The sequence below is a fragment of the Fictibacillus aquaticus genome (assembly GCF_002245695.1).
Classification (GTDB): Bacteria; Bacillota; Bacilli; order Bacillales; family Fictibacillaceae; genus Fictibacillus; species Fictibacillus aquaticus.
In genome coordinates this window covers 720,107-744,182 of the sequence record NZ_NOII01000001.1, presented here as the reverse complement: position 1 = coordinate 744,182, position 24,076 = coordinate 720,107, and the positions used below count along the sequence as shown (strand labels likewise).

The window sequence follows — 24,076 nt, the reverse complement described above, 5'->3', positions numbered from 1 at the left end:
ATGAGCAGGTACATGCTCATCACCCCCTGTACTACTGTATTAGGCGGGTGAGATAAAAATGAACAAAACCGCCCGTCAAATAACGGGCGGTTCTATATGTTTGCTGTAGCGCCAAAACGTTCCGTGTTTAACAGGAATCCTTTCGACAACCTGCTGCAAGAGCAGCATTTTCAGCTGACGCTCAGCTTCTTCAAGTGTCCAGTTATAGACGAGGGAAACCTCTTTTGTCGCTACAAATTGATGAACTTTCAAGAATTCCTTTAATGATGGCAGAGGAGAAACTTCAGGCTTTTTGCCGAGCATTTCTTTGAATACCTCAACATACACCTCATAAGAATAGCAGCCTGACACTTTAATGCCTTCTTCATCTGCGCGGTCATTAAAAATAATTAACGTGGGCATCTGGGTAACAGACATCTCGCTCGAAAACTTTAAATCACATTGAAGAGCTTTAACAGCTGCTTCAGAATTTAAGTCACGTGTGAATTCCTGCGTATCAAGTCCAACTGAAGCGGCGATTTCTTGAAGTACAGAATCCTCTCCGATGTTTTGTTTGTTCAAGAAGAGCATTTCCCGCATTTTCCGTAAATACCGGAAACCTGCCGCCTTGCCTTGAAGCTCAGCTGCTTTTATGGCAAGCGAAGCTCTGTAAGGCGCGGATATGGGATTCTCGAACCAAAGATCGCCGTCGCAGCTCATTCCGGAAAGACTTGCTGCGCGCTCCCAGCGTTCAGCCATTTTTTCTGCCTGTCTAGATGACTTTTTCGAGGAGGCAGACAGCCCGTTGTAAGTATTCAAAGTGCCGCTTATAAAATGTCTTAATGTAAAATATTGGCCGTATTCCGTCTGCAGCTTTTTTAAGACGGGTTCGAGCGACCAGCAGTCAGCGCAAAAAGGGTCAATGACTGAATAAATTTCAAGCGGCTTATGACATGAACTTGGCTTCTGGTTATCCTGAAAGGGAAACGTTGGATCAAACCATGTCATTATCCTGCTCCTTTCCTGCATTGTTGTCTGCGGTATTGACCATATGGTAAGCAGTCATCGTAAGCCGGCTGAGGATGAACTCCTGCAGCGGCAAAGGGACGTTTCTAGTGTTTAAAGCTCTTTTCATGCAATCAAGCCATGCAGCGGCATGCTTTTTCGTGATAGGAAACGGCATATGGCGCGCCCGCAGCATAGGATGGCCGTGTTCTTCTGTGTAAAAAGGAGGACCACCAAAAAACTGGCTCAAGAACTGGGTCTGCTTTCGGGCTGTTTCAGTCAGATCATCTGGAAACAGCGGAGACAGCAGCGGATCTTTGCTTACATACGAGTAAAAAACCGTAACAAGCTTCTCGATACCTTGCAGACCTCCAAGGTGTTCATATGGTGCAGCTGTTTTTTCATTCATGATGAAAACTCCTTGGACATTCAATTTTGTAACCTTATTTTAGCAAGGCTTGAAATAATAACGCAAATAATAAGGCTGTCCCTACAAACCAGGAATGAATATACGCATCGCTGTTCGATTCAATATACATGCATTGAGCCGAAGAAAAACACCTGCAACTGCAGGTGTCAGGTGAAAGAGCGGTATGTACCCATCACTTTATTAACATAATTAATCGTTTCCTTAAAAGGCGGGATACCGTCATAACGATCGACATTCCCTGGCCCGGCATTATATGCAGCTAGAGCAAGTTCTTCATTTCCGTTGTATTTATCTAGCATCATGCGCAAGTATTTTGCTCCGCCTTCAATATTCTGCGCAGGATCATAAGGGTCATTCACACCAAGATAGCGGGCAGTGCCAGGCATAAGCTGCATCAAACCGGCTGCTCCTGCATGGCTAACAGCAGAAGCGTTATAGTTCGACTCATGCTTGATAACAGAATGAATGAGTGCTGGATCAACATTGTATTTTGCTGCGGCCTGCTGGATAGCCTGTTCCAAGTCCTGTGATGGGATTTTCATTGCGGCAGCAGGCCTGCTGGGTGTAACAGGCGCTATATTATAAGTTCCTGGCAGCATAAGCGGTCTGTCATTCATTGGCATTGAAGAAGCGCCATATTGCTGAAAGGGTGAAGGCGCAGCGGACTGGCCTGTGAGAGCGGCAAGCATATCGCTGAACGGCATTTCAGCCTGTGTACCGGATGCTCCGGCAGCAGGAAGCTGCTGGAATGACTGCAGCTGTAAAATGGCTCTTAATGTATCAATATTCATATTAAAGCTCCTTTAAGGATCTAGATGTCTTGCTTACGGGTGAAAAAACGCTGTATTTTGTTAGCTGTTTTCACAATAGGGATTGAATGGCTTGTCATCAGCGCTTTGAAGGTTTCTTTCCCTTTCTTATCATCGTCACATTCGTATTCGATTTCATAGTCTATAGTGCCTAAATAATGGCTTTCGTCAAAAAAAAGCAAGCCGCCATCATAAGGGATTTTTGCTCTGAATGTTTTCAGAGTTCCGAGATATTGGATTAACTCAGGATCGATTCCCATACTTTGAATCAGCTCTTTGATCCCTCCGTCAGGAAAAGAATCGGAAGCGAGCATTTGTTCGAGAGTTTCTTTCGAGATGGGCTGGTTACTTTCGAGAAGATGCTGCCCGCTTGGCTGTTTTAATGTTAAGACGTATGAATCTTCTTTCTTTCTGATTCTAAGTGCAGAACGCTGTGCTTTTAAAGAGAACGAGGATGTGTCAAAATAGTGATTGGTTTGTTCTTTTAAATTCTCTTTCGTGATATTAAAATGATTCATCAATGTTTGAAAGTGGTTTTTGCTGACTATGTTCTTAAATTCAATTTCAAGTTCCTGCTTCAATCCGGTGCACTCCATTTCTTCTTCAATATTCATGTATTTATTATGTCATATGAAGTGTATCCCAACAATTTCAAACGGAAAACTTTATGATAAACTATAGACAGAGAACACAGGAGGTTATATTTGTAATGCCTATACGAATACATGTTGAAACTTCAGAGATCGGCCAAGAACTATCCCTTTACCCGTCTAATGGGGAAATTGTAAAGGAGAAAGCGGCAGATGCCATGCGTATGCTTGTCGATTCTGATGCACTCTCTTTTCTATACGTACTGGAAACTGAAAATGACCTTATTTATGTAGACCTTGGTGAAGAACACTGGGAAAACATCGATAAAGCGGCAGACAACGGTCTTGAAGCGGTCCTTCACTTAGACAGCGAGCATAAAATCACTCTATCTGCCCTCGTGTCTGAAATGGAATATCTTGTAGAAAATATTAAGGGCAACACAAACTATGGGGAAAAGATGGTAAGTAAGGTGGAAAAGAGTTTTACTTCTATCATCTCAAAAACGGAAGAAGGAACGATATAGGTGAATATGGATTGGGAAACACTTCTCGCACCATATAAGCAGGCAGTCGATGAATTAAAAGTAAAATTTAGAGGAATAAGAGAACAATCGCAAAAGTATAACCGACATTCGCCAGTCGAATTCGTTACGGGCAGAGTAAAGCCTGTCAATTCGATCTTAAACAAAGCATGGCAGAAAAACATCCTGCCTGAAAACCTGGAGAACGAGCTGCAGGATCTTGCAGGACTGCGGATCATGTGCCAGTTTACAGAAGACATCTCAACGATGATTTCTTTGCTTAGAAACAGGACTGACTTTGAAATCGTAGAAGAGAGAGATTATATCACGCATAAAAAACCAAGCGGCTACCGTTCTTACCATGTGGTGATAAAATATCCTGTGCAGACTCTCGAGGGCGAGCGAAAGATTCTGGTTGAGGTGCAGATCAGGACACTCGCAATGAATTTCTGGGCCACTATCGAACATTCTATCAACTACAAATACCAGGGACAGATTCCTGAAAATATCCAGCTTCGGCTGCAGCGGGCAGCTGAAGCGGCTTTCAGGCTTGATGAAGAGATGTCTCAGATAAAAGGCGAGATACAAGAAGCGCAGCGGCTGTTCAATGAACGAGCAGAAGACGCTGCTGATGTTGTTTCAGACAACTAATTAAAGGGTGATGAACTATGAAATTTTCCATCATTTCTAAAGGCGACCAAAAATCCAACACGCTCGCTGCTAAAATCAGGACATATCTTGAAGAATTTGATCTTCAATATGAAGATCAGACTCCTGAAATCGTCATCACGGTAGGCGGTGACGGCACACTGCTTCACGCATTTCATCATTATGCACACCGTGTAAATGAAACCGCATTCGTAGGTGTACATACAGGCCACCTTGGCTTTTTTGCCGATTGGACACCAGAGGAAGTTGAAAAACTCGTAATCCATATCGCGAAAACGCCATTTCAAATTGTAGAATACCCGCTCTTAGAAGTGACTGTCCGTTATTTAGATGATATGGACGAAAAAAGATATTTGGCTGTTAACGAATGTACGGTGAAGAGTGTGGAAGGGTCGCTTGTCATGGACGTGGACATCAAAGGCGACCGGTTCGAAACGTTCAGGGGAGATGGGCTCTGCATGTCGACTCCATCTGGAAGCACAGCATACAATAAAGCTCTTGGCGGAGCCATCATCCATCCATCGCTGCCGAGCATTCAGATTGCCGAGATGGCTTCCATCAACAACCGTGTGTTCCGAACGATCGGATCACCGCTCGTTCTGCCGCAGCATCATACATGTCTGCTGAAGCCGATCAATAATGTTGATTTCCACATAACGATCGATCACCTTTTTCTCCTTCAAAAAAAGGTAAAATCGATTCAATGCCGTGTAGCTGAGGAGAAAATCCGCTTCGCCCGTTTCAGGCCATTTCCTTTCTGGAAACGAGTTAAGGATTCATTTATCGGAGAACGAGAATGAAAAAAAACTTTACGATTTCCTGGACCGTCGGCGCTAATGACGGTCCCGTTTTATTAAGAGAATTTTTAAAAAAGAAGCGAATCTCAAAGGCAGCTCTCACTGATATTAAGTTTAATGGCGGTGCTCTGTATGTGAACGGTAAAGAAGAGAGTGTAAGGAAACAGCTTGCTGCAAGCGATATTGTGACGGTTATTTTTCCTCCCGAGACTGTAAGCACGCACATGGAGGGCATTCCGATGGCGCTCGATATTTTATTTGAAGACGAGCACTTTCTGGCGGTCAACAAGCCCCCTGGCATCCCAACCATTCCTTCCCGCTATCAGCAGAATGGGTCACTTGCTCAAGGAGTTCTTCATTATTATGAATGCAATGGAATAGAAGCGACATTTCATGCGGTTAACCGTCTGGACAGGGACACATCTGGAGTCGTTCTGATCGCTAAGCATCGTTTTGCCCACTCGCTGCTGTCGCAGCAGCAGACAGCAGGGAACTATCATCGTAAATATGCGGCGATCGCGGAAGGAGAGATTGTTTCACCGCTAACAATCGATGCTCCTATTGGGAGGAACACTGACAGTATCATCGAACGAAAGGTATGTGAGGATGGTCAGCACGCAGTTACACATGTGACTCCGCTTAAAAAGCTTTCAGCGATTGAAGGTACACTTATTAAACTGAACCTTGAAACAGGACGTACCCATCAAATCCGAGTTCATTTGTCATACATCGGTCACCCTCTTGCAGGTGATGATCTTTATGGCGGAAGCAAAGATTACATGAAGAGGCAAGCGCTTCACAGCTCGGAAGCAGCATTTTACCACCCGTTTCTTGAAAAAGAAATCATTGTGAAAGCTGAACTGCCAGAAGATATGATGAAGTGGATAGATTAAACACACGAAAGCGCAGAACCTAGGAGGTCTGCGCTTCTGTAATAATTTGACATGCTCAAAACAAATATTAAATGAAGCAGTGTCTATACCACTCGGAATTAAACTTGAAAATGTCCATATGAAGTACCGGACCCCGGCACTTCTTCAATCAAATTGATGAAATTTTTCTTCCTTATAAGGCATGGAGGAAGGGACGCTTACGATTTCTTTCTCAGGATAGCGAAATGCTGTTAACTTGCCGCCAAACACACAGCCAGTGTCGATGTTCCATGTGTTGTTTACATGTCTTGCTTCTTTAACCGGGGTGTGGCCATATACGATGACATGCTCACCGCTGTATTCCTTTGCCCAGTCTCTTCTTACAGGCATCCCGTTCGGATGCTTTTCTCCGGTAATGTCTCCGTACAGCACGAATGTCTTTACCTTCTTGTCTGACTTTCCGATAAACCCTTGCTTAATCCCGGCATGAGCTACGACCAATCTGCCATCATCTAATGTTAAATAGAGAGGGGCATTTTCGTAGAGAGAGATAAACATCTTTTTAATTCTATCTTGCTCTTTTTTTGAAAGGTTTTCATACTCTTCAACTGTGGTTTCTAAGCCGTGCGTGATCTGCACTATTCTTCCTAGAAAATATCTGTAAAGCTTATCACAATGGTTTCCCGGCGTATAATAAGCTGCACCTTCTTTTACCAAGTAATAAACCTGTTCGATTACTTTTAGAGAAGATGGCCCTCTGTCAGTCAAATCTCCCACAAAAGCGAGCTTTCTTCCTTCAGGGTGCAGCGGCTTTCCTTTATTAAGCTCATATCCAAGCTTTTCAGTAAGTGCGGCAAACTCTTCATAACAACCGTGAATATCTCCGATTACATCTACTTTCATGCTGCAACGACCTCCTATATGTAGAATACGGCTTGAACATAAAAAAAACACCTGAAAAGCCAGGTGTTTTATTCGAACATATATTTTCTTGTTCGCGAACGGACGTTCAAAACGAGACCGAATGCGATCATACAAGCCAGGATGGAGCTTCCGCCGTAACTGATAAAAGGAAGAGGGATACCGGTAATCGGCATGACCTGTATGTTCATCCCTATGTTCTGGAATACTTGGAACGTGAGCATTCCGATCACGCCTGAACAGAGATAGCTGCCGAATGGCTCATTGCTCTCAAGTGCTGTGTTGATCATTCGGTAGATCATAAGGAAAAAGAGCGAGATAACGATACTTGTTCCTAAGAAACCAAATTCTTCGCCGATGACGGAGAAGATAAAATCCGTCTGAGCTTCGGGAAGGTATATAGCGCCTTCTTTAAAGCCTTTTCCGAAAAGCATGCCAGATCCGATTGCAAGAAGAGCGTTGCGTGTATGATAGCCTGCATCTGGATGCCCGTATGGATCAAGCCACGCATAAAAGCGGTCGAGCTGATATGCATCAAGTATATGAGCCATGAAAAATTCGGGAAAAGTAAAGTAAATCCATACTAAAACAGAAACGAATAATGAGAAAAGAGCAACGAGTGAAAGAATGATGCGCCAGCGGATACCCGAAACGAGCAAAAGGCTTCCCGTAATTGCGATAAAGACAAGGCTTGTCCCTAAATCAGGCTGCATGAGTACAAGCAGCATGGGACCGCCGGCCGCAAGCCCGATTTTGCCGAGAAGCAGCAAATCTTCGCGCATCGTGCGGATAATATATTTCTCGTTATGTCCTGCGATGATGTTGCTGATCGTAATAACAAGTGACACTTTCACGATCTCAGAAGGCTGAAAAGCAATCCCGCCAAATTTGTACCAGCTTTTCGCGCCGTTAACTTCAGATCCGAACACCATGATCCCTAGCAGCAAAAGTATTCCGACTCCATACAAATACCAAGAAAGTTTTCTGAACTGGTCATAATCCAATATCATGACGCCTACAATGGCAATACCGCCAATTACATACCAGACGATCTGCTTTAGTACAAAGTTTTCGCCGTATTGGCCGATAAGCTGTGCGCTGTAGATAGCGATACAGCTCGTACAGAGCATCAAAAATAAAAGAAAGAGCAAATTGTAGTCAATCTGCTGCCATGGAGATTTGTGGTTGTTTTCCAAAATCGTACAACTCCTTAAGTAACCCTTTACGTAACATGTACTATCTTACCTAAAAGAGAAATGTTTGAAAACAAAAAACCATTGTTTTTATTTGAAATATTTACAGCTTTTATGGATAATCGACGGACATACTGTGTTAGGAGGATAACAATGGAACATGCTTCTTTTACTTCACTGATCATTGTCAGCTTAACAGCATTTTTTGTTCCGCTGCTGCTGCAAAAGTTTCGTCTGAAACTAATACCTGTAGTTGTAGCAGAGATAATTGCGGGTATTGTTTTAGGGAAGAGCGGATTAAACGTTGTCCACCCTGATGCATGGCTTGAAATCTTGTCATTGCTAGGATTTATATTCTTAATGTTTTTGAGTGGGCTAGAAATTGATTTTTCAATCTTTGCTAACAGCAAAAAAGATTCCAAGAAATCCAATGAACCGAACCGTGTAAAAGCCGCAAGTGTTGTTTTCCTGCTTATTTTTATTCTTTCCTATTTGATCTCTGTTCTTTTTGTCTGGATGAATTTTACTGAGAATGCGTTATTTATGACATTGATCATCTCGACCATTTCTTTAGGTGTCGTCGTTCCTACATTAAAAGAAGAAAACATGTCTCAATCAGGTATCGGCCAGATCATTTTGCTTGTCGCAGTCATAGCTGACCTCGTTACGATGGTACTTTTAGCCCTTTTTGTTTCTCTTCAAGCGGGAGAGAGCGGAAGAATGTGGCTGCTGCTCCTGCTGTTTGGGGCAGGTGTAATTCTTTATTTTATCGGAAGATTTGTCAGGCATCACTCGTTCATCGAGTCTTTATCCAAAGGAACGATCCAGCTCGACACCCGTGCCGTGTTCACATTGATTATCGTCCTTGTGGGTCTGTCAGAAAAAGTGGGTGCGGAAAATATTTTAGGAGCTTTCTTAGCAGGTGTTCTTGTCTCGCTGCTTTCGCCTAATAAGCTGATGGTTCAAAAATTAGACTCTTTCGGGTATGGCTTTTTAATTCCCATCTTCTTCGTCATGGTAGGGGTAGAGCTGGATATCCTGTCATTGTTTAAAGACCCAAAAGTACTTGCATTAATTCCATTGCTGCTAATCGGCCTGCTGGTCTCAAAATTCCTGCCGATACTATATTTAAGAAGATGGTATGACTGGAAAACAGTGGCCGCTTCTGGTTTCCTGCTGACGAGTACTTTGTCGCTCGTCATCGCTGCTGCTAAAATCGGCGAGAGGATGAATGTCATTGATGCCAGGACTTCATCAGCATTAATATTAACTGCCGTAATCAGCTGCATCATCACACCGATATTCTTCAAAAAGCTCATACCTAAACAGAATGAAGCACATAGAAAGCTTAGACTTAGCATAATTGGAGCAAACCAGTTCACTCTTCCGGTAACGAACTTGCTGGAGCATGAACGGTATGAGATAAAAATCTATCATAAAAAAGAAGAAGAAAAAGACCGGGCACAGCTTGCTTCCTTCCAAATCAATGAGGTGGACAGCTATGAGTGTGAACAGCTGTCGCAAAAAGGCGCTTTTGAAGCCGACATAGTTGTTGCTGCAACTGGTTTAGACGACACGAATGAAATTATTTCGCTTCAGGCAAAAAAGCAAGGTGCCGGACGTATTATTGCACGTATTGAAGATCCGGGGATGAGGGAGGCGCTTAAAGAGGAAGGAATTGAAGTGTATTCGGTTTATTTCTCATCACAGCTTTTATTGAGCGCGTTTATTGAAAATCCTTCTATATTTGATATTTTAACAACCCAGGATCATGCCCTGCATGAAATTGTGATGCAAAATGGTGAATATCATCAGTCATTGCTTCGCCAATTTCCGTTTCTCGGTGATGTCATCATCGTCCGGATATACAGAGGATCCGAATCCATCGTTCCGCATGGCGACACCGAGCTGATGGTCGGCGACAGGCTGATAGTGACAGGCAGCGGGTCATATATTAAGCAGCTGCGAAAAGTTCTTCGCTAGGTTTTTATAATTTTTCTTATAGTAGCGAATGCTATATGTAAAATGAACGTTGTAAGGAGATGTAATATTGAATCCGATAGTTATTTGCCCGGACTGCCATGCACAAGAGAAGCTAGATTCCGTACTTACCGCACAGTCTAACCAGAATGTAATCTACCGCTGCAAAAAATGCGGATGTGAGATCAGAGACATTCAGACATCAAAAGGATAAACAAATGAAAGAAACACCCCGAAGGCTCTCGATGGGCTCCGGGGTGTTTTCTCATTTTCGGCTGTATCCTATACTCTTCAGCCTTTTTGCAATAATTTATAAGCTGTATCCTATACTCTTCAGCTTGAAAAATTATGCTGTTACAACTGGCGGTGTTGTACCAGGTTCGATGCAGATAACTGCACAGATGCATTTGCAGTCTAGTACGATTGTTCTTGTAAATGATGGCGGTGGTGGTGCTACTAGGTTCTGCTCTTCAAATGTTAGAACTACGCAGCCTGTTGCCGGGTCAAAGCTTACTAGTGTAAACACAGTTCCTAAAAATTCAGCAACGTTGTTCACGTTTAGTGGTGCGCTGCTTCCCTTTAGGACTAATCGTACTTGCTGTCTTGCACCCATTCTGCATGGATTGCTTTGCGCATCTGCAAGAGCTTTTAGTAGTTCGCAAACACAGCTAGTGGACTTCTTATGAGACGTACCAGCAGTGTTGCCGCAACATGAGCCATTATTATGAAATAAACTCAATGTTTATTCCTCCTTTGAAATAGATACATGTACCTGATTTCTTCTTCGTCGTTATCAGGTTAATATACTATATTGAAAATAGGACGAATTGGTTTTAGGCTTTCATACTATTTTGTGTAAAATAGGCTTTAATAGATAGAAAATGCCCGATTTTAATAGAAAGGGACAGTTGTCCAAACGAAAAAAACTTCTTATTCATATACTGAAATTACGGCTGAAAAGCCTGAAAGTTTTATAAGGAGTGTTGATTTAATGTCATCAAACGCTAGTACTCTTCGCGGTTTTCTAGTTAAACTGCTTGCAAACAAAACGTTAGTTACTGAAGTGTTTCTGCAGAATTCGAACCAGCCTCAAGGAACACCGGATCTTTCTGGAGTTACAGTGGTTGAAGTTGGCCTGGATTATGTTGTATTTTCACAGGCTGGCTCAGGAGCCGGTACCCTATACTACGTAAACCTAGATAGAATTCTACTAATCGACCTTTAAGAAATGAAATTGGCCCCATGCCTCGCGTGGGGCTTTTTAAATAAAAAGTAAAGGAGCGTAGAATGAAAAAGATTAATCTTCTATTTATTACAAGAGACCACTCACACCAGCTTGAACGCAGCAGTTTTTATTTAGCAAAAGAGCTGGAGAAGATTACAAACCTATATCTATGGTATTCAGACGGCATCATACAAGACATCCTTAATCAGATTCCTTTTAAGCCTGATTTTATTCTGTTGAACGATTATAAGCCGGACTATCGCCCGTTTATTAGAGGATTAAAAGACCTGACTATACCTCATGGAATTATCATGCACGATATGCATTATAAGTTATCAAAACGGAACTATTTGATTCACCAGGAAAAGCCAGCTCTGATCTTCAGCCACTATCGAGATGCATTTCTAAAGTGGTTTCCCGACCATAGTGAACGACTTGTCTGGTTCCCACACCATGTTCCTGCTGAAATCTTTAAAAGATATCCTGTGCCAAAAGAGATTCCCTTTCTGTTAATGGGAGCGTCGTTTCCTCATCTGTATCCTTTCCGCGATTATATGATTAAGCAGTTCAGCAATGTTAGCGGATTTGTTCATCATTCACACCCCGGTTACGGCATGGGGCGCAGGGGGATTGTTGGGGAACAATATGCGAGATTAATCAGCAGTGCAAAAATATTCTTAACATGTGATTCCATCCATCATTTCCCGGTGCTGAAATACTTTGAAGTTCCTGCATGCGGTACACTGCTCTTAGCTTCGAGTTCACAGGAACTTACGGACCTCGGTTTTGTTGACGGTGAAACGTTCGTTGCTGTAAATGAAGCGAACGTAAAAGCAAAAGCTGAATATTATTTACAGAATGAACAAGAACGGGAAAGAATCATTCAAAATGGGATGCGTCTCATTGCAGAAAGGCATACAACTGCTGTCAGAGCAAAAGAAATGCTTCACGCTATTACCCATTATTTATCAAATAGAAAGTAGGGGAGAAGTTGGCAAAGGTTTCGATCATCATTCCTTTTTACAACTGTGCTTATGTTGATAAAGCGATCGAAAGCGCATTAAATCAAACGTATCAGGACAAAGAGGTTATCGTTGTGAATGATGGATCCATTAATCATACCGAGAGAATAACGCCATATTTAGACCGCATTATCTACATTCAAAAAGAAAACGGCGGAACGGCTTCTGCGCTGAACGCCGGATTGCGTGCTGCAACCGGCAAGTATTTTTCCTGGCTGAGTTCAGACGACCTGTATCTGCCGCAAAAAGTAGAAAAGCAGGTGCAGGTTCTTGAAAGCTTGAATGCTTGTGTATCTTATATGAATTATTATCTGATCGATGAACGCGGAAAAGTGATTTCGCAGCCAGCAGGAATTGGCTTTCCGCTCGTTTCGCAGTTTATCCATAAGATGAGAAGAGGCTGCATCATTAATGGCTGCACGGTTATGGTCCGGATGGACGTTTTTCAGGAGTTCGGTTATTTTAATGAATCCTTGCTTTACACGCAAGATTACGATTTCTGGCTGCGCATCCTGACAAAACATTCTTTCCACTATATTTCTGAGCCCCTAGTTTATTACCGGGTTCACGGTGAAATGGGGACGAAAAAACATCGCAAAAGCATTCCTCAAGAGATCCTTCAAACGAAGAATCGTCACAGGGCATCAACAAACGCAGCTTTTAAAGCGGCGATCGAAGCAGAGATAAAAAGCGGTAAATTAAAGAGCTGACACATGCGTGTCAGCTCTTTTCATGTTATGACGTGCCCGAGTGTCCGAAGCATCTGCTTAAAGTTCACCGCATATTGAGCAGGGCTGCAATTGGCGTTTAAGTGGTTGAGTGCGTTTGTTTTTATTGCGTCGCGAAGATGCGTGTTATCCATTAAATCCAGAGCTTCACGCACAGCATGAGCTGTATCACCTGCTGTAAAGAATTTTCCGCTCTGGTTGTGGATGATAAACGCTCTTACACCGTCTGAATCCGTCGTGAGCACAGGGCAGCGGCAGCTGATCGCTTCGGCCACCGCATAACCGAATCCTTCCACTTTTGAAGTAGACAATAAAAATCCTCCGGAATTCCCGATCTTTGAATAATAATCCGCCATTTTCTCGTGCGGGATGTTTGAGAATGTCTCTATATAACCGCTCATGTTCAGCTGCTGAAGGAGCTGGGTGAATCGGTTCCGTTCCGCGGGCTTTGACAGTGTAGCATCTTCAAACATCCAAAGCTTTAAGTTTGGTTTATGCTGCTTTAATGCGGCACCAATCTCCAGAAAACTTCTCCAGTTTTTATTTTCCTCAATTCTGCCGACCCATCCGATGACGGGATATTCCGGCGCGTTGTTTTCCTGATAAGTAAAATGCTCGGTATCCATTAAATTATGAAAGCAAAATTGAGGCATATCTTTGTAATATTTTTGGATTAATTCATTAAGGTGGGGAGTTTTAGGATAGAGAAGGCCGTTGCCGTTTGCATGAACGAATGGTTTTGCATGGATAAGGATATCTTTTGCATTTTCCTTGCTGCCAAGACCCTGTACTTCATATATAAGGCTTCCTTTAAAACCAGCCGCCCTGATTCGGGGAAGGATCATATAATTCGAACAGACGATAATGCATTGATATTGTTCACGGTTTAACAGCTCATTAATCTGGGCATCGCCCTTCATTATAAATGTAGGAATATCAAGTATGTTCTGCATCCCCGTGCCGTTTTCCAAATAAAGCTGGTGGCATTCAATTCCATGTTTTTTTAGTGTGTTGCATCTTTGACGGTTCAGCGTTTCCACTCCGCCGCTTGGAATGTAAAAGACAAACAATATTTTCATTGAAGCACTCCCTTGAAGATTCCATATAATGCATTCTATGGCAGAGACGTTAAACCGTTCTTTTATTTATATGAAGACAATAGCCGTTTTTATCATTTACTAGTTGCTTGTCTATGCAACATGGCAAGAAATTCATACCTTATTACAAGTGTATAAATGCATTGCACAAGGAAAGGAAAATTCAATGAAAATACTAACCGTACTCGGTACTAGACCTGAGATCATCCGGTTAAGCCTGATCATTAAAAAGCTTGATCTTTTAGCTGATCAGCATATTCTCGTCCACACGGGACAGAACTACACGAATACTCTCAGCCAAATTTTCTTTCAGGAATTGGATGTAAGACTACCTGACTATACAATCAAGCTCCCTTCCTATTCTCTTGGAAATCAGCTAGCAGGCATGTTTTCAGAGATAGAGGCGATTTTACTAAAAGAAAAACCAGATAAAGTCCTTGTTTTAGGTGACACGAATAGTGCACTTGTATCACTGCTGGCCGAACGGATGAACATTCCCGTCGTGCATATGGAAGCGGGAAACCGCTGCTTTGACCTAAAAGTTCCAGAAGAGAAAAACCGGAAAATCATCGATACGATCTCTTCCTTTAATCTTCCGTATACTCCGCAAAGCAGAGAGAACCTCCTGCGTGAGGGCTTTCCTGTGCAGCGAATTATGGTTTCAGGAAACCCGATATACGAAGTTTTGACCGCTTACAGTGAGCAAATTGAAAAAAGCAGCGTTTTAGACGCTCTGAGACTAGAGAACAAAGACTATTTTCTCGTTACAGCTCATCGTGCTGAAAATGTTGATGACCCCGCCAATTTAAATGAAATCCTAAGCGGGCTGAACATAGTAGCAGAGCAGCATCAGAAACGAGTAATTTGTTCTGTGCATCCCCGAACAAAGCAAAAAATCAGTGCTCTCACCGGACTTGCCATGAATCCGCTTGTAGAGTTCCATGAGCCGTTTGGATTTTTTGACTTTATAAAACTTGAAAAAAACGCGCTGTGTGTCCTGACAGACAGTGGAACGGTTCAGGAAGAGTGCTGTTTGTTTCATGTGCCCGCAGTCACGATGCGAAACAGCACAGAAAGACCGGAAACGGTAGAATGCGGCAGCAACAGTGTTTCAGGTGTGAAATCCGAATACATTGCAAAGGCTGTCCAAGTGATGCTCAATCAGAAGCCGGAATGGGATTTTCCAGAAGGATATAAAGATCCTCATGTTTCTGAGAAAGTCGTGAAATTTTTGTTAGGAGGAAAAAAAGTTGTATAACAGTACCATTTTAATTACGGGAGGAACAGGCTCTTGGGGGCATGAGCTTGTAAAGCAGCTGCTGCAGAAAAGGCCGAAAGAAATCAGGATTTTCTCCCGCAGCGAAGCAAGCCAGGTTTCGATGCAGCGCCTTTTTGATAACAACAGCAAGCTGAAGTTTATTATTGGGGATATCCGTGATAAGGATGCGGTTAACAGAGCAAGCGCCGGCGTGGATTATGTATATCATCTTGCCGCCCTGAAGCATGTGCCCATCTGTGAACACCAGCCTTACGAAGCGCTAAAAACAAATGTGACCGGCACGGAGAATGTGATTGAAGCGGCGATTGAAAATGGGGTCAGCAAAGTTATCTACATCTCGACAGATAAAGCAGCAAACCCTTCCAATTTTTACGGAATGACAAAAGCCATAGGAGAAAAGCTGATCATCCATGCGAATCTTCTTTCATCCAAAACAAAGTTTGTCTGTGTGAGAGGCGGAAACGTTCTTGGTACGAATGGCAGTGTGATTCACGTTTTTAAGGACCATATTCGAACAAAAGGACAGGTCGGAATCACTGACATGCGGATGACCCGATTTTTTCTTACTCTTCAAGATGCGATCAAGCTTCTTTTCAAAGCAACGTATGAGAGCTTGGGCGGCGAGATTTTTGTCATGAAAATGCCGACGTGCAAAATTACTGACCTTGCAGAGGTCCTTATTGAAGAATCTGGTGTTGAGAATGTCGATATGATCGAGATCGGCACCCGACCAGGGGAAAAGCTGCATGAATTGCTTCTTTCTGAGTACGAGAGCGTCACGAGCGTGCTGTATGATAATGAGTATTTTGTGATATTGCCGACCATTCCAATTGATGGGTTGAATGAGTTTTATTCTATTTACGAAAAAGCGGACCTGAAGAGCTACAGCTCAGAGGACAATTTGATGTCAAAGGATGAAATAAAGAAAATGCTGCATAAAGGCGGTTTTCTATCATGAAGCTGCTCATTTTAGGAGGAAGAGGGATGGCCGGCCATATGGTCAACTCTTACCTTCAAAAAAACAGCCCGCACGATGTCCGATACACATCCAGAGACATAGATGATGCAGAAGGCTATTATTTGGATGCGGCTGATCTTGATAGAGTAAAAGAAATGATTTACAGTGTGAAGCCCGATGTGGTGATCAACTGTATAGGCATATTAAATCATTTTGCTGAAAAAAAGCCTGGGAGTGCAATTCTCATTAACAGCTACCTGCCGCATTATATTGCTGAGCTTCTGGACAGCTATGGAGGAAAGCTGATCCACATCAGCACAGACTGCGTCTTTTCAGGAAAAAAGGGCAATTATGGTGCAGATGATGTACCGGATGGCACTAGTGTGTATGCGAGAACAAAAATATTAGGAGAAGTCCATTACGGACCGCATCTGACAATCAGAACGTCTATTATCGGTCCGGAACTGAAGGAAGGCATCGGTTTATTTCAATGGTTCATGAATAAAACTGGAACGGTAAAAGGCTATAAAAATGTTTTCTGGAACGGTGTGACGACACTTCAGCTCGCCAAAGTCATTCTCGCAGCGGCCGAAAATAATGCTTCAGGGCTCATTCAGCTAGCAGTACCGCAAAAAATTTCGAAATATGATTTGCTGCATTTGTTTAAAGAAACGTTCAATAAAGGTGACGTTATGATCGAGCCTTACGAAGAGGCAGTAAATGATAAATCACTGCAAAACGGCGGTACTCATTCTTCCTTTTTAGTCCCATCTTATGAGGAAATGCTGAAGGAACTGAAGGAATGGATGGATACGCGTTGAAGGAAAGGCGGATCTTGATCACTGGAGCAGGAGGCTTTACTGGAAGGCATGCCTGCAGCTATTTTCATGAAAAAGGATACCGTGTTACGGGTCTTTACAGACGGCTTCCAGAAGAAAAATTCCCATGGGACCTAGCTGTTGGAGACTTACTTGATGGAAAAGTGACCGCACGTGTTGTGGATGCTGTCAAGCCTCAGTTTGTCCTTCATCTTGCCGGCATGAATTCTGCAGCCGCATCTTGGGCAGATCCTTCCCTCTGTATGGAAAGCAATGTGATGGGCACTGTTCATCTTTTAGAAGCAATAAGAGAAGGTGCAAAGGAGGCTAAAGTCGTCGTCACAGGTTCAATGCTTCAGACAGATGCTGGAACAATGACTACACCGCCTCACCCATACAGCCTCTCGAAGACGATTCAAAGTACACTCTCTCGCTCATGGTCATATCTTTACAGCATGAACATAATAGTCGCCAAGCCTGCTAACCTCATAGGTCCTGGTCCATCTAACGGAATATGTACAATTCTCGCCAAAAGGATTGTCATGATGGAAATAGGTAAAGCAGACCGCATTTTAGAAGTTTCAAGTTTTCAGAGTGAGCGGGACTATCTGGATGTAAGAGACGCTGTAAGGGCATATGAGGCACTGCTTTGTAAAGGTATATCTGGAGAGGAATATACGATAGCGTCAGGCTGCCCTAGAACGTTAAGAGACGTGGCCGCTGAACTTCAAAAGCAGTCAGCGGTCGTGTTTGAAGCAAAAGAATTGCATGCGGCCAAGAATAGTAATTCTGCTGTATATGACTTGTCTGAAATAAACAAGCTCGGCTGGCAGCCAAACATTGCATTTGAAGATTCTATCAAAGATATATTTAACATTTTGCGATCAGAGGTAAAGAAATGATGTTGAAGGAGAGTACCCATGAAGATTACATTTCCAATACTTACTCTCTGTAAAGGGGGGGCGCAGCGGATGCTCGCTGAACTGGCAAACCGGCTTGCATCAAGAGGACATGACGTTAAAATCCTGATGCCTCGCGGCGGAACAGTTGAGTATCCTCTCTCTGTTCCGGTCATAAGAGTACGAGGCGCGCTGCCTCAAGCTGCAGAATTTCCCGTTTCAGATGTTATTGTTTCAAATTTTTACACTACGGTTGAAGAAGCAGATAAAGCAAGCAAACTCGGAAAAGGCAAGCATGCACGTCTTAGTCTGTGCTATGAGCCGACTTTTTTAGAGAATAACCACAATTCATTTACAACCTATCATTCTACAAGCAGTCTTTTTGTACTGTCAAAATGGCAGCAAGAGATCATTTACTTGAATCATGGCATAAAAGGAAACATCGTTCCTGTAGGAATTGCTTCAGATTTTAAAAATCTTGGCATCCGCGTTCCGCACGATCCAATACAAATCAGCGCCATCATGCGGAGACCTGAAGGAGGATTTTCTTGGCACCGTGATCAGGATTATCTTATAGAACAGCTTTATAAAGTGAAAACCTCCTTTCCTTCCGTCATCATTAACCTTATCATACCTCCTGAAGAATTCAGCACATCTCCACATTTGCAGAAATTAGAAAAAACACCTTGGCTAAAAGTGTATACACCGGCAAACGATATCGAACTCAATTACCATTTGAATCAAACCGATATTTTTGTCAGTTCTTCTTTGTATGACAGCGCATCACTTCCCGGGCTTGAAGCGATGAAAACCGGTGCTGCCTTAGTTGCCACAAATGCAGGAGGCAATATGGATTATTGCCGAAACATGCAAAATTGTTTAGTGTCACACCGTTATGAAAACAAACTTGCGGCTAATATCGTTCAGCTTGTGCAAAACAGCGTTCTGCGCAGCAGTTTAGCGGAGGAAGGCATGAAAGAAGCGCAAAAATGGACTTGGGAACGAAGCGCGGCCATGTTTGAAGCGGGATTAAAAAATTGCTGAACAGAAAGGGAGGTATAAATTGAAGGAAAGAATAATCTCTGAAAGGTTCGTGGACAGCAGCATTGATACTCCATACAGCTTGATGCTGGATGATACGGCTATAGCTGATATGTATCTAATATGCTGCGGTGCCTATTCGCCCCTCACAGGTTTTTTAAAACAAACTGAATACAGCTCAGTTCTAAAAAATATGCGTCTGCTGAGCGGAGCAGTTTGGAGCATTCCTATCGTTCTTCCAGTTTCAATGCAGGATATTTCGGTCATTCCTACTGGGGCATATGTGAAGCTGATCCATAACAGCATTGAATATGGATATATGCTTCTTGAAGAATATTATCAGCCTGATAAAAAGCAGGAAGCAATTGAAGTCTACCTGACAGAAGATCCAGCACACCCCGGTGTGAAGAAGATGATGAGCAGAGGGGATGTATATGCGGCAGGTCCTGTTTGGATGACAAAGCGTCCGCCGTTCCTTTTTCCAGAAGAAACGTTTACACCGAATGAAACAAGAGCATTTTTTCAAAAGAAAGGCTGGCGGACAGTTGTCGGTTTTCAAACGAGAAACCCGATTCATAGAGCTCACGAATATATTCAGAAAAGCGCTATGGAAACAGTTGATGGACTCTTTATTCAGCCGCTCGTTGGTGAAACGAAAAACGATGATGTTCCGGCATCGATCCGCATGGAGAGCTATCGTGAGCTTCTCAAGCATTATTATCCAAGTGAAAGGGTGCTCCTCGGAACATTTTCAGCGAGCATGAGATATGCAGGACCAAAAGAAGCGGTACAACATGCTCTTGTGAGGAAAAATTATGGGTGCACCCACTTTATCGTAGGACGTGACCATGCGGGTGTTGGAAACTATTATGGAACGTATGACGCTCAGAAAATATTCTCCACGTTTACAATAGAAGAACTTGGTATTGTGCCGATGTTTTTCGATCATAGTTTTTACTGCCGTAAATGCGGACAGATGGCATCAATAAAAACATGCCCTCACAGTGAAATGGATAGAATGATACTCTCAGGCACGATGGTGAGAAAGATGCTCCGTAATGGAACAAGACCTCCTGAAGAGTTCACAAGAGGCGAAGTGGCCGATATTTTGATTCGCGGTTTGAAAGGCAGTGAAGACATTGGACAATAATATTTTCTGGCAGGAGACATCCGTCTCCAAAAGGGATAGACAGCTGCTTCACAGACATAAAAGTGCTGTCCTTTGGTTTACCGGGCTGTCAGGCTCTGGCAAGTCAACCATCGCAGCTAAGGTTGAAAAAACTCTGCATGAACAAGGAATCTCCACTTATTTATTAGACGGTGATAACATCAGGCATGGATTAAACAAGGACTTGACCTTTTCGTCATCTGACCGCACCGAAAATATACGGAGAATTGGAGAGGTCTCTAAATTGTTTGTGGACGCAGGCATCATTACTTTGTCTGCTTTTGTATCTCCTTACGCATCAGACAGAAAATCGGTCAGGTCACTATTCACTCCTGATGAATTTATTGAGGTTTACGTGAAATGCAGTTTAGAAGAGTGTGAGAGAAGAGATCCTAAAGGATTGTACAAAAAAGCGAGGACAGGGCTGATCGGAGATTTTACCGGTATTAGCGCACCTTATGAAGAGCCAGCAGCGCCAGAGCTCATACTGGATTCAGATATTCTCAGCCTAGATGAATGTGTACAAAAAGTCATCAGTTATATAAATAAGCATTTATCAAAAAATTAAAGCGGCCAATGCAAGGGCCGCTTTGTTTTATATAATTCAGCTGCTTTTTTTCGGCTTCCATGTTACTTTGCCGCAAGTCGCACAGCCAGAGGGCTTAGGTGTTCCGAACAATGTTTTCGTCGAAGCAGCTTTAGCTTTTTCGGATTTCACTTCATTGTATTTCTTTTGCACATACTTTTTATTCATCTTTGCCTCTCCCCTTTTTCATAGTCATGAATCTACTTCTATCCTATTCTGAAGCAGGGGACTAGGTGTGCTAGTTCAAGTGAAATGGACGTATGACCGCACTGTTTTTTTTCTCTGCACCTGACTGAAAAGGAGCGATAGGGGAGACCGGACCAGAATTTTGCCTAAAAGGATTGATAGGATGTGTACCTTGTAAGCTGCGCCTTCTAGATAAAGCTTGTGGTGTTGTGTGGACGGATGTATCGCAAGACTCCCATTGATCTTCTTCTATGGCAGCAGGCTCTTCTTTTTTCTCCACTTTCGGTGGAAGAATACTCATTTGTGTTTCTGGCTCTGAAAATGCAAGTTTTTGAACATCAGCGAAAACAGGGTTGATCAATGACAAAGCATTTTGATTCAGTAAATAAAAGATATCTGAAGAAACCGAGGATAATGTTTGAAACTGTTCTTTTATACATCTTTGAATGATGATATAGGAAATATACTCGCAAATGTTTTCTTCGTATTCTGCATTTACGGTAATGTAAAGATCTCCTTTTTTCGGCTTCAAATAGATTTGCTTGTGAATGGCAGATTGAACAGGAGTGTCTTGAACGGGCTTAATTGGATTCAAATAAAAGGTGTTACCGGAATCTGTTTTAATGCTGATTGGCATATGATGGACCGATTCAAACACAATGTGCATGTGCTGTATTGCTGGTGTCAGCCTGTTTTCCGTCAATGAGACGCCCGTATGCTGCAGAAGTTGGCTGAGCTGTTCGAATTTTTTTTGTGATAGTCCATGCACGCCAATCATAAATGTGGAGAGAGCACCTAATATTACGTTCGCTTTATCTATTAAACTCAATCCCCAATACGGGCAGAGAAGCTTGAACTGAGAATACTCATTCTCAGTAACAGTGCAGATTTTTTTGCTGTTGTAATACAATTCCTGCATTCTCGTTGCACCTCGTCTCTCTTAAAAAATAGGCATTTGTTTCTGTGTCATAACCCGCTTCATTTCCATAGTATGTATGGAATCTTAAGAACATGTTGAGGAAAGGAAGGGAAAAGATGGGAAACAATCACAAGCACATCCCTAAGGCTGCTAACAGTCTGCAGGATGAATGTATACGAGTTCAGAAAGTTTACGACTGGGTGACCGACTCACTAACTGTCAGAAAATCTGTCGCTTTCTCCTCAGAACAGATTAAAAAGATAGAAAAAGCGATGGATGATCCTTGCCGACGCCCGCTGCGCATTGTCACAAAGGTGCCAAAAACCCCTCCAGTATTTCCGCTTTCTGAGAGTGAGTCAGAAAACCACTCATCACATTTTCTATGTGAGCAAGTCGGAGAGAAAAGAAATGTTACGGTCTCTTTGAATGGCGGGTTTGCAGAAGCTCAGCTTGTCGATCTTCTTTTTACAACAGATGTCAAAGTTCAGGTAGTGGACCGCAACGGTGATGTCGTAACTGAGCTGCTTGTAAACGCATCAGTTTTCGAATCTTTCGTGCTTTGCTATCCAGATGGAACAGACCTGTACTGCCGTATTACAAAAATCATCGCACGAATTCCGACAGGCACAGTGCTTCTTAACAGTCCAGCACCACTGACTTTTGAAGTAGAAATTACATTCTGTGTCGATATTCAAGTGGAAGCGGAAGTGAAGCTTGAAGTGCTTGCTAAGTTCTGCTCGCCGCGTGAAAATGATCTTGTGGCGCCAGAAGATGTTGCCAGCATGTGCGATCCGATTACATTCCCGCCGCAATGTCCTGATATTTATCCACGCGCAGGCTGTGATTGCTCTGCGAAAGGCGAAGCGAGCGGTCTTACCGGGGAAAATTCAACAGAAAGCGGCAGACTCGCCATACTTGTTGATGTATGCCCGAACTGCAGCATCAACAACAGCTCTTTCCGTCTGAGCTTCAATGATACAGACACAAGCGACGGCCAAAGTGACTTTGACTTCACTGCTGTATCTTTTGATCAGGATACACTTTGCTGCGACAAGTATAACGGCGGATTGCGCTTGACAATTTCAGGTACTGGCCGCGTTAGCACAACAGGTGAACTGTATGACTTTAACCTAGCAGTCGTACAAACCAACGAAGGCAACCAGTTCCAGGTACAGCTGATCAACGCTGAAGGAGTAACAGTGTTTGAATCAGGCATCGTAACGGCTGATGCTGGTGAGATTGAACTGCAGGACTGCGTATCGTCTGGACATTAATTCCATCAGCCATACTATTCTTGCAATGAAGTAAGAGGAGACTAGGATCTCCTCTTTTTTATTTATGGCTTTTGAAGGCTTATGAGCAGCTATGGCTGATTGATATCTGTGTTTTCTTTTTGAAAATGGGAAAGGTGGCACTGTTTCTACATACAATGAAAAAAGAAGCTGATTCTTTCAAGGGGGAAAATCCATGAATGCTCAGGAAAAATTAAGCTACGAACGACTGATATCAAGGACAGAGTACTATAAAGAAAAAGCTCTTGATCTAGAGAAAAAACTGTTGTTTGCAGAAGAACAGATTGAAAAGCTGGAAAATGACTTGAATACTAATGGAAACATAAAAACACTCGAATTAAAGGAAAAAGAACTAGCACAGTTAAAAACCGATTTGGAGGACCTCCAATACAAGCTGCGTTTGTCTCAAGCTGATGAGCTTGAAAAAAGAATAAAAGGTTATGAAGATTTGTTAGGGAAAATTCAAATCGAATTGAATGAAAAGGATCAGCAGATTGACCTTTATCAGCAGCGTGTAAAAAGCATGGAAAAAAGAATGAGCATTAACCGCATGCTAGAGCCCTCATTTGAAGGAAGTATGCAAACAGCGGGAGATAACACTGCTGCTGGCGCAGTAAAAGAAGATTTCCGCTGCACAGGTTATTTTGATTATTCGGTTATATTTACAGAAGAGAAAAATGGTTTTATCAGAGGTTCATTCACGCTTGAAAACACTGGGGTTCAGCCTTTATCAAACCCGCATATTTGTTTTCGGTTCCTGCCGGCAGAAGCAGCAGCGATGAAGGGGAAAATCCTTTCTATGATCTCTAACCCTTCGGCTGAAGAAATCGGCCAGTCGCAATGGATGTACATGGACAATGATTGGGCAGCTGAGGCAAAAGACAGGGGAGAACTTTGGGTATGTCCATTAAAGGAAACGGTGCTGTTACAAGGTGCCCGTATCAGCCTGAATGATTTTCAGATTCCTTTCAAGAAACAGATTGATAACCATATAACGGTTGAAGCTTTTGTTTATTTTCACAAAGAGAATTACAAGATAAGAGCAGCTAATCATATCGCGGTTAATTTTTAGTAAGATGCCTATACCCCTTC

The 24,076-nt window shown here is 42.8% G+C and carries 28 protein-coding genes; 18 read left to right on the top strand and 10 right to left on the bottom strand.

What is annotated here, in order from left to right; all coding sequences use genetic code 11:
• Positions 1 to 75: 75 nt before the first annotated feature.
• The 4 genes from CGZ90_RS03915 to CGZ90_RS03900 all read right to left on the bottom strand — a co-directional run bounded on the left by CGZ90_RS03915 (position 76) and on the right by CGZ90_RS03900 (position 2,804).
• Positions 76 to 987, bottom strand: coding sequence for a ClpXP adapter SpxH family protein (locus CGZ90_RS03915; RefSeq protein WP_094251018.1), 912 nt, complete (start codon positions 985 to 987; stop codon positions 76 to 78).
• Complete coding sequence (locus CGZ90_RS03910) at positions 974 to 1,393, bottom strand: globin domain-containing protein (protein ID WP_094251017.1); 420 nt, start codon at positions 1,391 to 1,393, stop codon at positions 974 to 976. Before CGZ90_RS03910 ends, CGZ90_RS03915 begins: the two co-directional genes overlap by 14 nt.
• 167 nt (positions 1,394 to 1,560) lie before the next feature.
• Positions 1,561 to 2,205 carry a lytic transglycosylase domain-containing protein gene (locus CGZ90_RS03905; RefSeq protein ID WP_094251016.1) on the bottom strand — a complete coding sequence of 215 codons (645 nt, stop codon included), beginning with the start codon at positions 2,203 to 2,205 and terminating at the stop codon, positions 1,561 to 1,563.
• A 20-nt stretch (positions 2,206 to 2,225) separates the two neighbouring features.
• A complete protein-coding gene (locus tag CGZ90_RS03900; RefSeq protein ID WP_165766755.1) occupies positions 2,226 to 2,804 on the bottom strand; it encodes a CYTH domain-containing protein in 579 nt (192 codons plus the stop codon).
• A gap of 128 nt (positions 2,805 to 2,932) precedes the next feature.
• Here CGZ90_RS03900 and CGZ90_RS03895 point away from each other — a divergent pair, with 128 nt between their 5' ends.
• From CGZ90_RS03895 to CGZ90_RS03880, 4 genes are read left to right on the top strand one after another with little or no spacing between them, the layout of a single operon-like run.
• Positions 2,933 to 3,337: a UPF0738 family protein gene (locus CGZ90_RS03895; RefSeq protein WP_094251014.1), complete on the top strand. Its 405-nt coding sequence runs from the start codon at positions 2,933 to 2,935 to the stop codon at positions 3,335 to 3,337.
• A 6-nt stretch (positions 3,338 to 3,343) separates the two neighbouring features.
• Positions 3,344 to 3,985, top strand: coding sequence for a GTP diphosphokinase (gene yjbM, locus CGZ90_RS03890; RefSeq protein WP_094251774.1), 642 nt, complete (start codon positions 3,344 to 3,346; stop codon positions 3,983 to 3,985).
• 17 nt (positions 3,986 to 4,002) lie between these two features.
• A complete protein-coding gene (locus CGZ90_RS03885; RefSeq protein WP_094251013.1) occupies positions 4,003 to 4,803 on the top strand; it encodes an NAD kinase in 801 nt (266 codons plus the stop codon).
• Positions 4,800 to 5,693, top strand: coding sequence for an RluA family pseudouridine synthase (locus tag CGZ90_RS03880; protein ID WP_094251012.1), 894 nt, complete (start codon positions 4,800 to 4,802; stop codon positions 5,691 to 5,693). The genes CGZ90_RS03885 and CGZ90_RS03880 overlap by 4 nt, the downstream gene beginning before the upstream one ends.
• A 144-nt stretch (positions 5,694 to 5,837) precedes the next feature.
• On the opposite strand, the gene prpE is transcribed toward CGZ90_RS03880, so the two are convergent.
• Together prpE and CGZ90_RS03870 are read right to left on the bottom strand one after the other, a co-directional pair.
• Positions 5,838 to 6,575 carry a bis(5'-nucleosyl)-tetraphosphatase PrpE gene (prpE, locus tag CGZ90_RS03875; protein WP_094251011.1) on the bottom strand — a complete coding sequence of 246 codons (738 nt, stop codon included), beginning with the start codon at positions 6,573 to 6,575 and terminating at the stop codon, positions 5,838 to 5,840.
• Positions 6,576 to 6,643: 68 nt separating this feature from the next.
• A complete protein-coding gene (locus tag CGZ90_RS03870; RefSeq protein WP_094251010.1) occupies positions 6,644 to 7,789 on the bottom strand; it encodes an FtsW/RodA/SpoVE family cell cycle protein in 1,146 nt (381 codons plus the stop codon).
• Positions 7,790 to 7,939: 150 nt separating this feature from the next.
• Here CGZ90_RS03870 and CGZ90_RS03865 point away from each other — a divergent pair, with 150 nt between their 5' ends.
• Together CGZ90_RS03865 and CGZ90_RS20625 are read left to right on the top strand one after the other, a co-directional pair.
• Positions 7,940 to 9,769 carry a monovalent cation:proton antiporter family protein gene (locus CGZ90_RS03865; RefSeq protein ID WP_094251009.1) on the top strand — a complete coding sequence of 610 codons (1,830 nt, stop codon included), beginning with the start codon at positions 7,940 to 7,942 and terminating at the stop codon, positions 9,767 to 9,769.
• A 67-nt stretch (positions 9,770 to 9,836) separates the two neighbouring features.
• Positions 9,837 to 9,980: a hypothetical protein gene (locus CGZ90_RS20625; RefSeq protein WP_165766754.1), complete on the top strand. Its 144-nt coding sequence runs from the start codon at positions 9,837 to 9,839 to the stop codon at positions 9,978 to 9,980.
• A 132-nt stretch (positions 9,981 to 10,112) separates the two neighbouring features.
• Here the strand turns inward: CGZ90_RS20625 and CGZ90_RS03855 are convergent, their stop codons facing one another.
• Positions 10,113 to 10,505, bottom strand: a complete 393-nt coding sequence (locus CGZ90_RS03855) for a hypothetical protein (RefSeq protein ID WP_094251007.1) — start codon at positions 10,503 to 10,505, stop codon at positions 10,113 to 10,115.
• A 252-nt stretch (positions 10,506 to 10,757) separates the two neighbouring features.
• Between CGZ90_RS03855 and CGZ90_RS03850 the strand changes: the two genes are divergently transcribed.
• From CGZ90_RS03850 to CGZ90_RS03840, 3 genes are all read left to right on the top strand, one after another.
• Positions 10,758 to 10,991, top strand: a complete 234-nt coding sequence (locus tag CGZ90_RS03850; protein ID WP_094251006.1) for a hypothetical protein — start codon at positions 10,758 to 10,760, stop codon at positions 10,989 to 10,991.
• A 62-nt stretch (positions 10,992 to 11,053) separates the two neighbouring features.
• The gene (locus CGZ90_RS03845) at positions 11,054 to 11,974 is read left to right on the top strand and encodes a glycosyltransferase family protein (RefSeq protein ID WP_094251005.1); all 921 of its coding nucleotides are present in this window, start codon (positions 11,054 to 11,056) and stop codon (positions 11,972 to 11,974) included.
• An 8-nt stretch (positions 11,975 to 11,982) separates the two neighbouring features.
• On the top strand, positions 11,983 to 12,723 hold the full coding sequence (locus CGZ90_RS03840; RefSeq protein WP_094251004.1) for a glycosyltransferase: 741 nt from the start codon (positions 11,983 to 11,985) through the stop codon (positions 12,721 to 12,723).
• 20 nt (positions 12,724 to 12,743) lie between these two features.
• Here the strand turns inward: CGZ90_RS03840 and CGZ90_RS03835 are convergent, their stop codons facing one another.
• The gene (locus CGZ90_RS03835; protein ID WP_094251003.1) at positions 12,744 to 13,820 is read right to left on the bottom strand and encodes a glycosyltransferase family 4 protein; all 1,077 of its coding nucleotides are present in this window, start codon (positions 13,818 to 13,820) and stop codon (positions 12,744 to 12,746) included.
• Positions 13,821 to 14,004: 184 nt separating this feature from the next.
• Between CGZ90_RS03835 and wecB the strand changes: the two genes are divergently transcribed.
• Genes wecB through cysC form a run of 7 tightly spaced genes read left to right on the top strand, consistent with a single transcriptional unit; the run spans position 14,005 to position 20,569 of the window.
• A complete protein-coding gene (gene wecB, locus CGZ90_RS03830) occupies positions 14,005 to 15,096 on the top strand; it encodes a non-hydrolyzing UDP-N-acetylglucosamine 2-epimerase (RefSeq protein ID WP_094251002.1) in 1,092 nt (363 codons plus the stop codon).
• Positions 15,089 to 16,075 (top strand): polysaccharide biosynthesis protein, encoded by a 987-nt coding sequence (locus CGZ90_RS03825; protein WP_094251001.1) that lies wholly within the window; start codon positions 15,089 to 15,091, stop codon positions 16,073 to 16,075. The genes wecB and CGZ90_RS03825 overlap by 8 nt, the downstream gene beginning before the upstream one ends.
• A complete protein-coding gene (locus CGZ90_RS03820) occupies positions 16,072 to 16,896 on the top strand; it encodes a dTDP-4-dehydrorhamnose reductase family protein (RefSeq protein WP_094251000.1) in 825 nt (274 codons plus the stop codon). The genes CGZ90_RS03825 and CGZ90_RS03820 overlap by 4 nt, the downstream gene beginning before the upstream one ends.
• Positions 16,878 to 17,795 (top strand): NAD-dependent epimerase/dehydratase family protein, encoded by a 918-nt coding sequence (locus CGZ90_RS03815; protein WP_094250999.1) that lies wholly within the window; start codon positions 16,878 to 16,880, stop codon positions 17,793 to 17,795. Before CGZ90_RS03820 ends, CGZ90_RS03815 begins: the two co-directional genes overlap by 19 nt.
• An 18-nt stretch (positions 17,796 to 17,813) precedes the next feature.
• A complete protein-coding gene (locus tag CGZ90_RS03810; RefSeq protein ID WP_094250998.1) occupies positions 17,814 to 18,836 on the top strand; it encodes a glycosyltransferase family 4 protein in 1,023 nt (340 codons plus the stop codon).
• A 19-nt stretch (positions 18,837 to 18,855) separates the two neighbouring features.
• Positions 18,856 to 19,983 carry a sulfate adenylyltransferase gene (gene sat, locus CGZ90_RS03805; protein ID WP_094250997.1) on the top strand — a complete coding sequence of 376 codons (1,128 nt, stop codon included), beginning with the start codon at positions 18,856 to 18,858 and terminating at the stop codon, positions 19,981 to 19,983.
• Positions 19,973 to 20,569: an adenylyl-sulfate kinase gene (gene cysC, locus CGZ90_RS03800; protein ID WP_094250996.1), complete on the top strand. Its 597-nt coding sequence runs from the start codon at positions 19,973 to 19,975 to the stop codon at positions 20,567 to 20,569. The genes sat and cysC overlap by 11 nt, the downstream gene beginning before the upstream one ends.
• A 36-nt stretch (positions 20,570 to 20,605) precedes the next feature.
• On the opposite strand, the gene CGZ90_RS20620 is transcribed toward cysC, so the two are convergent.
• Positions 20,606 to 20,755, bottom strand: a complete 150-nt coding sequence (locus tag CGZ90_RS20620) for a hypothetical protein (protein ID WP_165766753.1) — start codon at positions 20,753 to 20,755, stop codon at positions 20,606 to 20,608.
• Positions 20,756 to 20,825: 70 nt separating this feature from the next.
• Positions 20,826 to 21,692 (bottom strand): hypothetical protein, encoded by an 867-nt coding sequence (locus CGZ90_RS03795; protein ID WP_094250995.1) that lies wholly within the window; start codon positions 21,690 to 21,692, stop codon positions 20,826 to 20,828.
• A gap of 116 nt (positions 21,693 to 21,808) precedes the next feature.
• Between CGZ90_RS03795 and CGZ90_RS03790 the strand changes: the two genes are divergently transcribed.
• Together CGZ90_RS03790 and CGZ90_RS03785 are read left to right on the top strand one after the other, a co-directional pair.
• Positions 21,809 to 22,966 carry a BMQ_0737 family morphogenetic spore coat protein gene (locus CGZ90_RS03790; RefSeq protein ID WP_094250994.1) on the top strand — a complete coding sequence of 386 codons (1,158 nt, stop codon included), beginning with the start codon at positions 21,809 to 21,811 and terminating at the stop codon, positions 22,964 to 22,966.
• Positions 22,967 to 23,159: 193 nt separating this feature from the next.
• Positions 23,160 to 24,056, top strand: coding sequence for a magnesium transporter CorA family protein (locus CGZ90_RS03785; protein WP_094250993.1), 897 nt, complete (start codon positions 23,160 to 23,162; stop codon positions 24,054 to 24,056).
• Positions 24,057 to 24,076 lie beyond the last annotated feature (20 nt).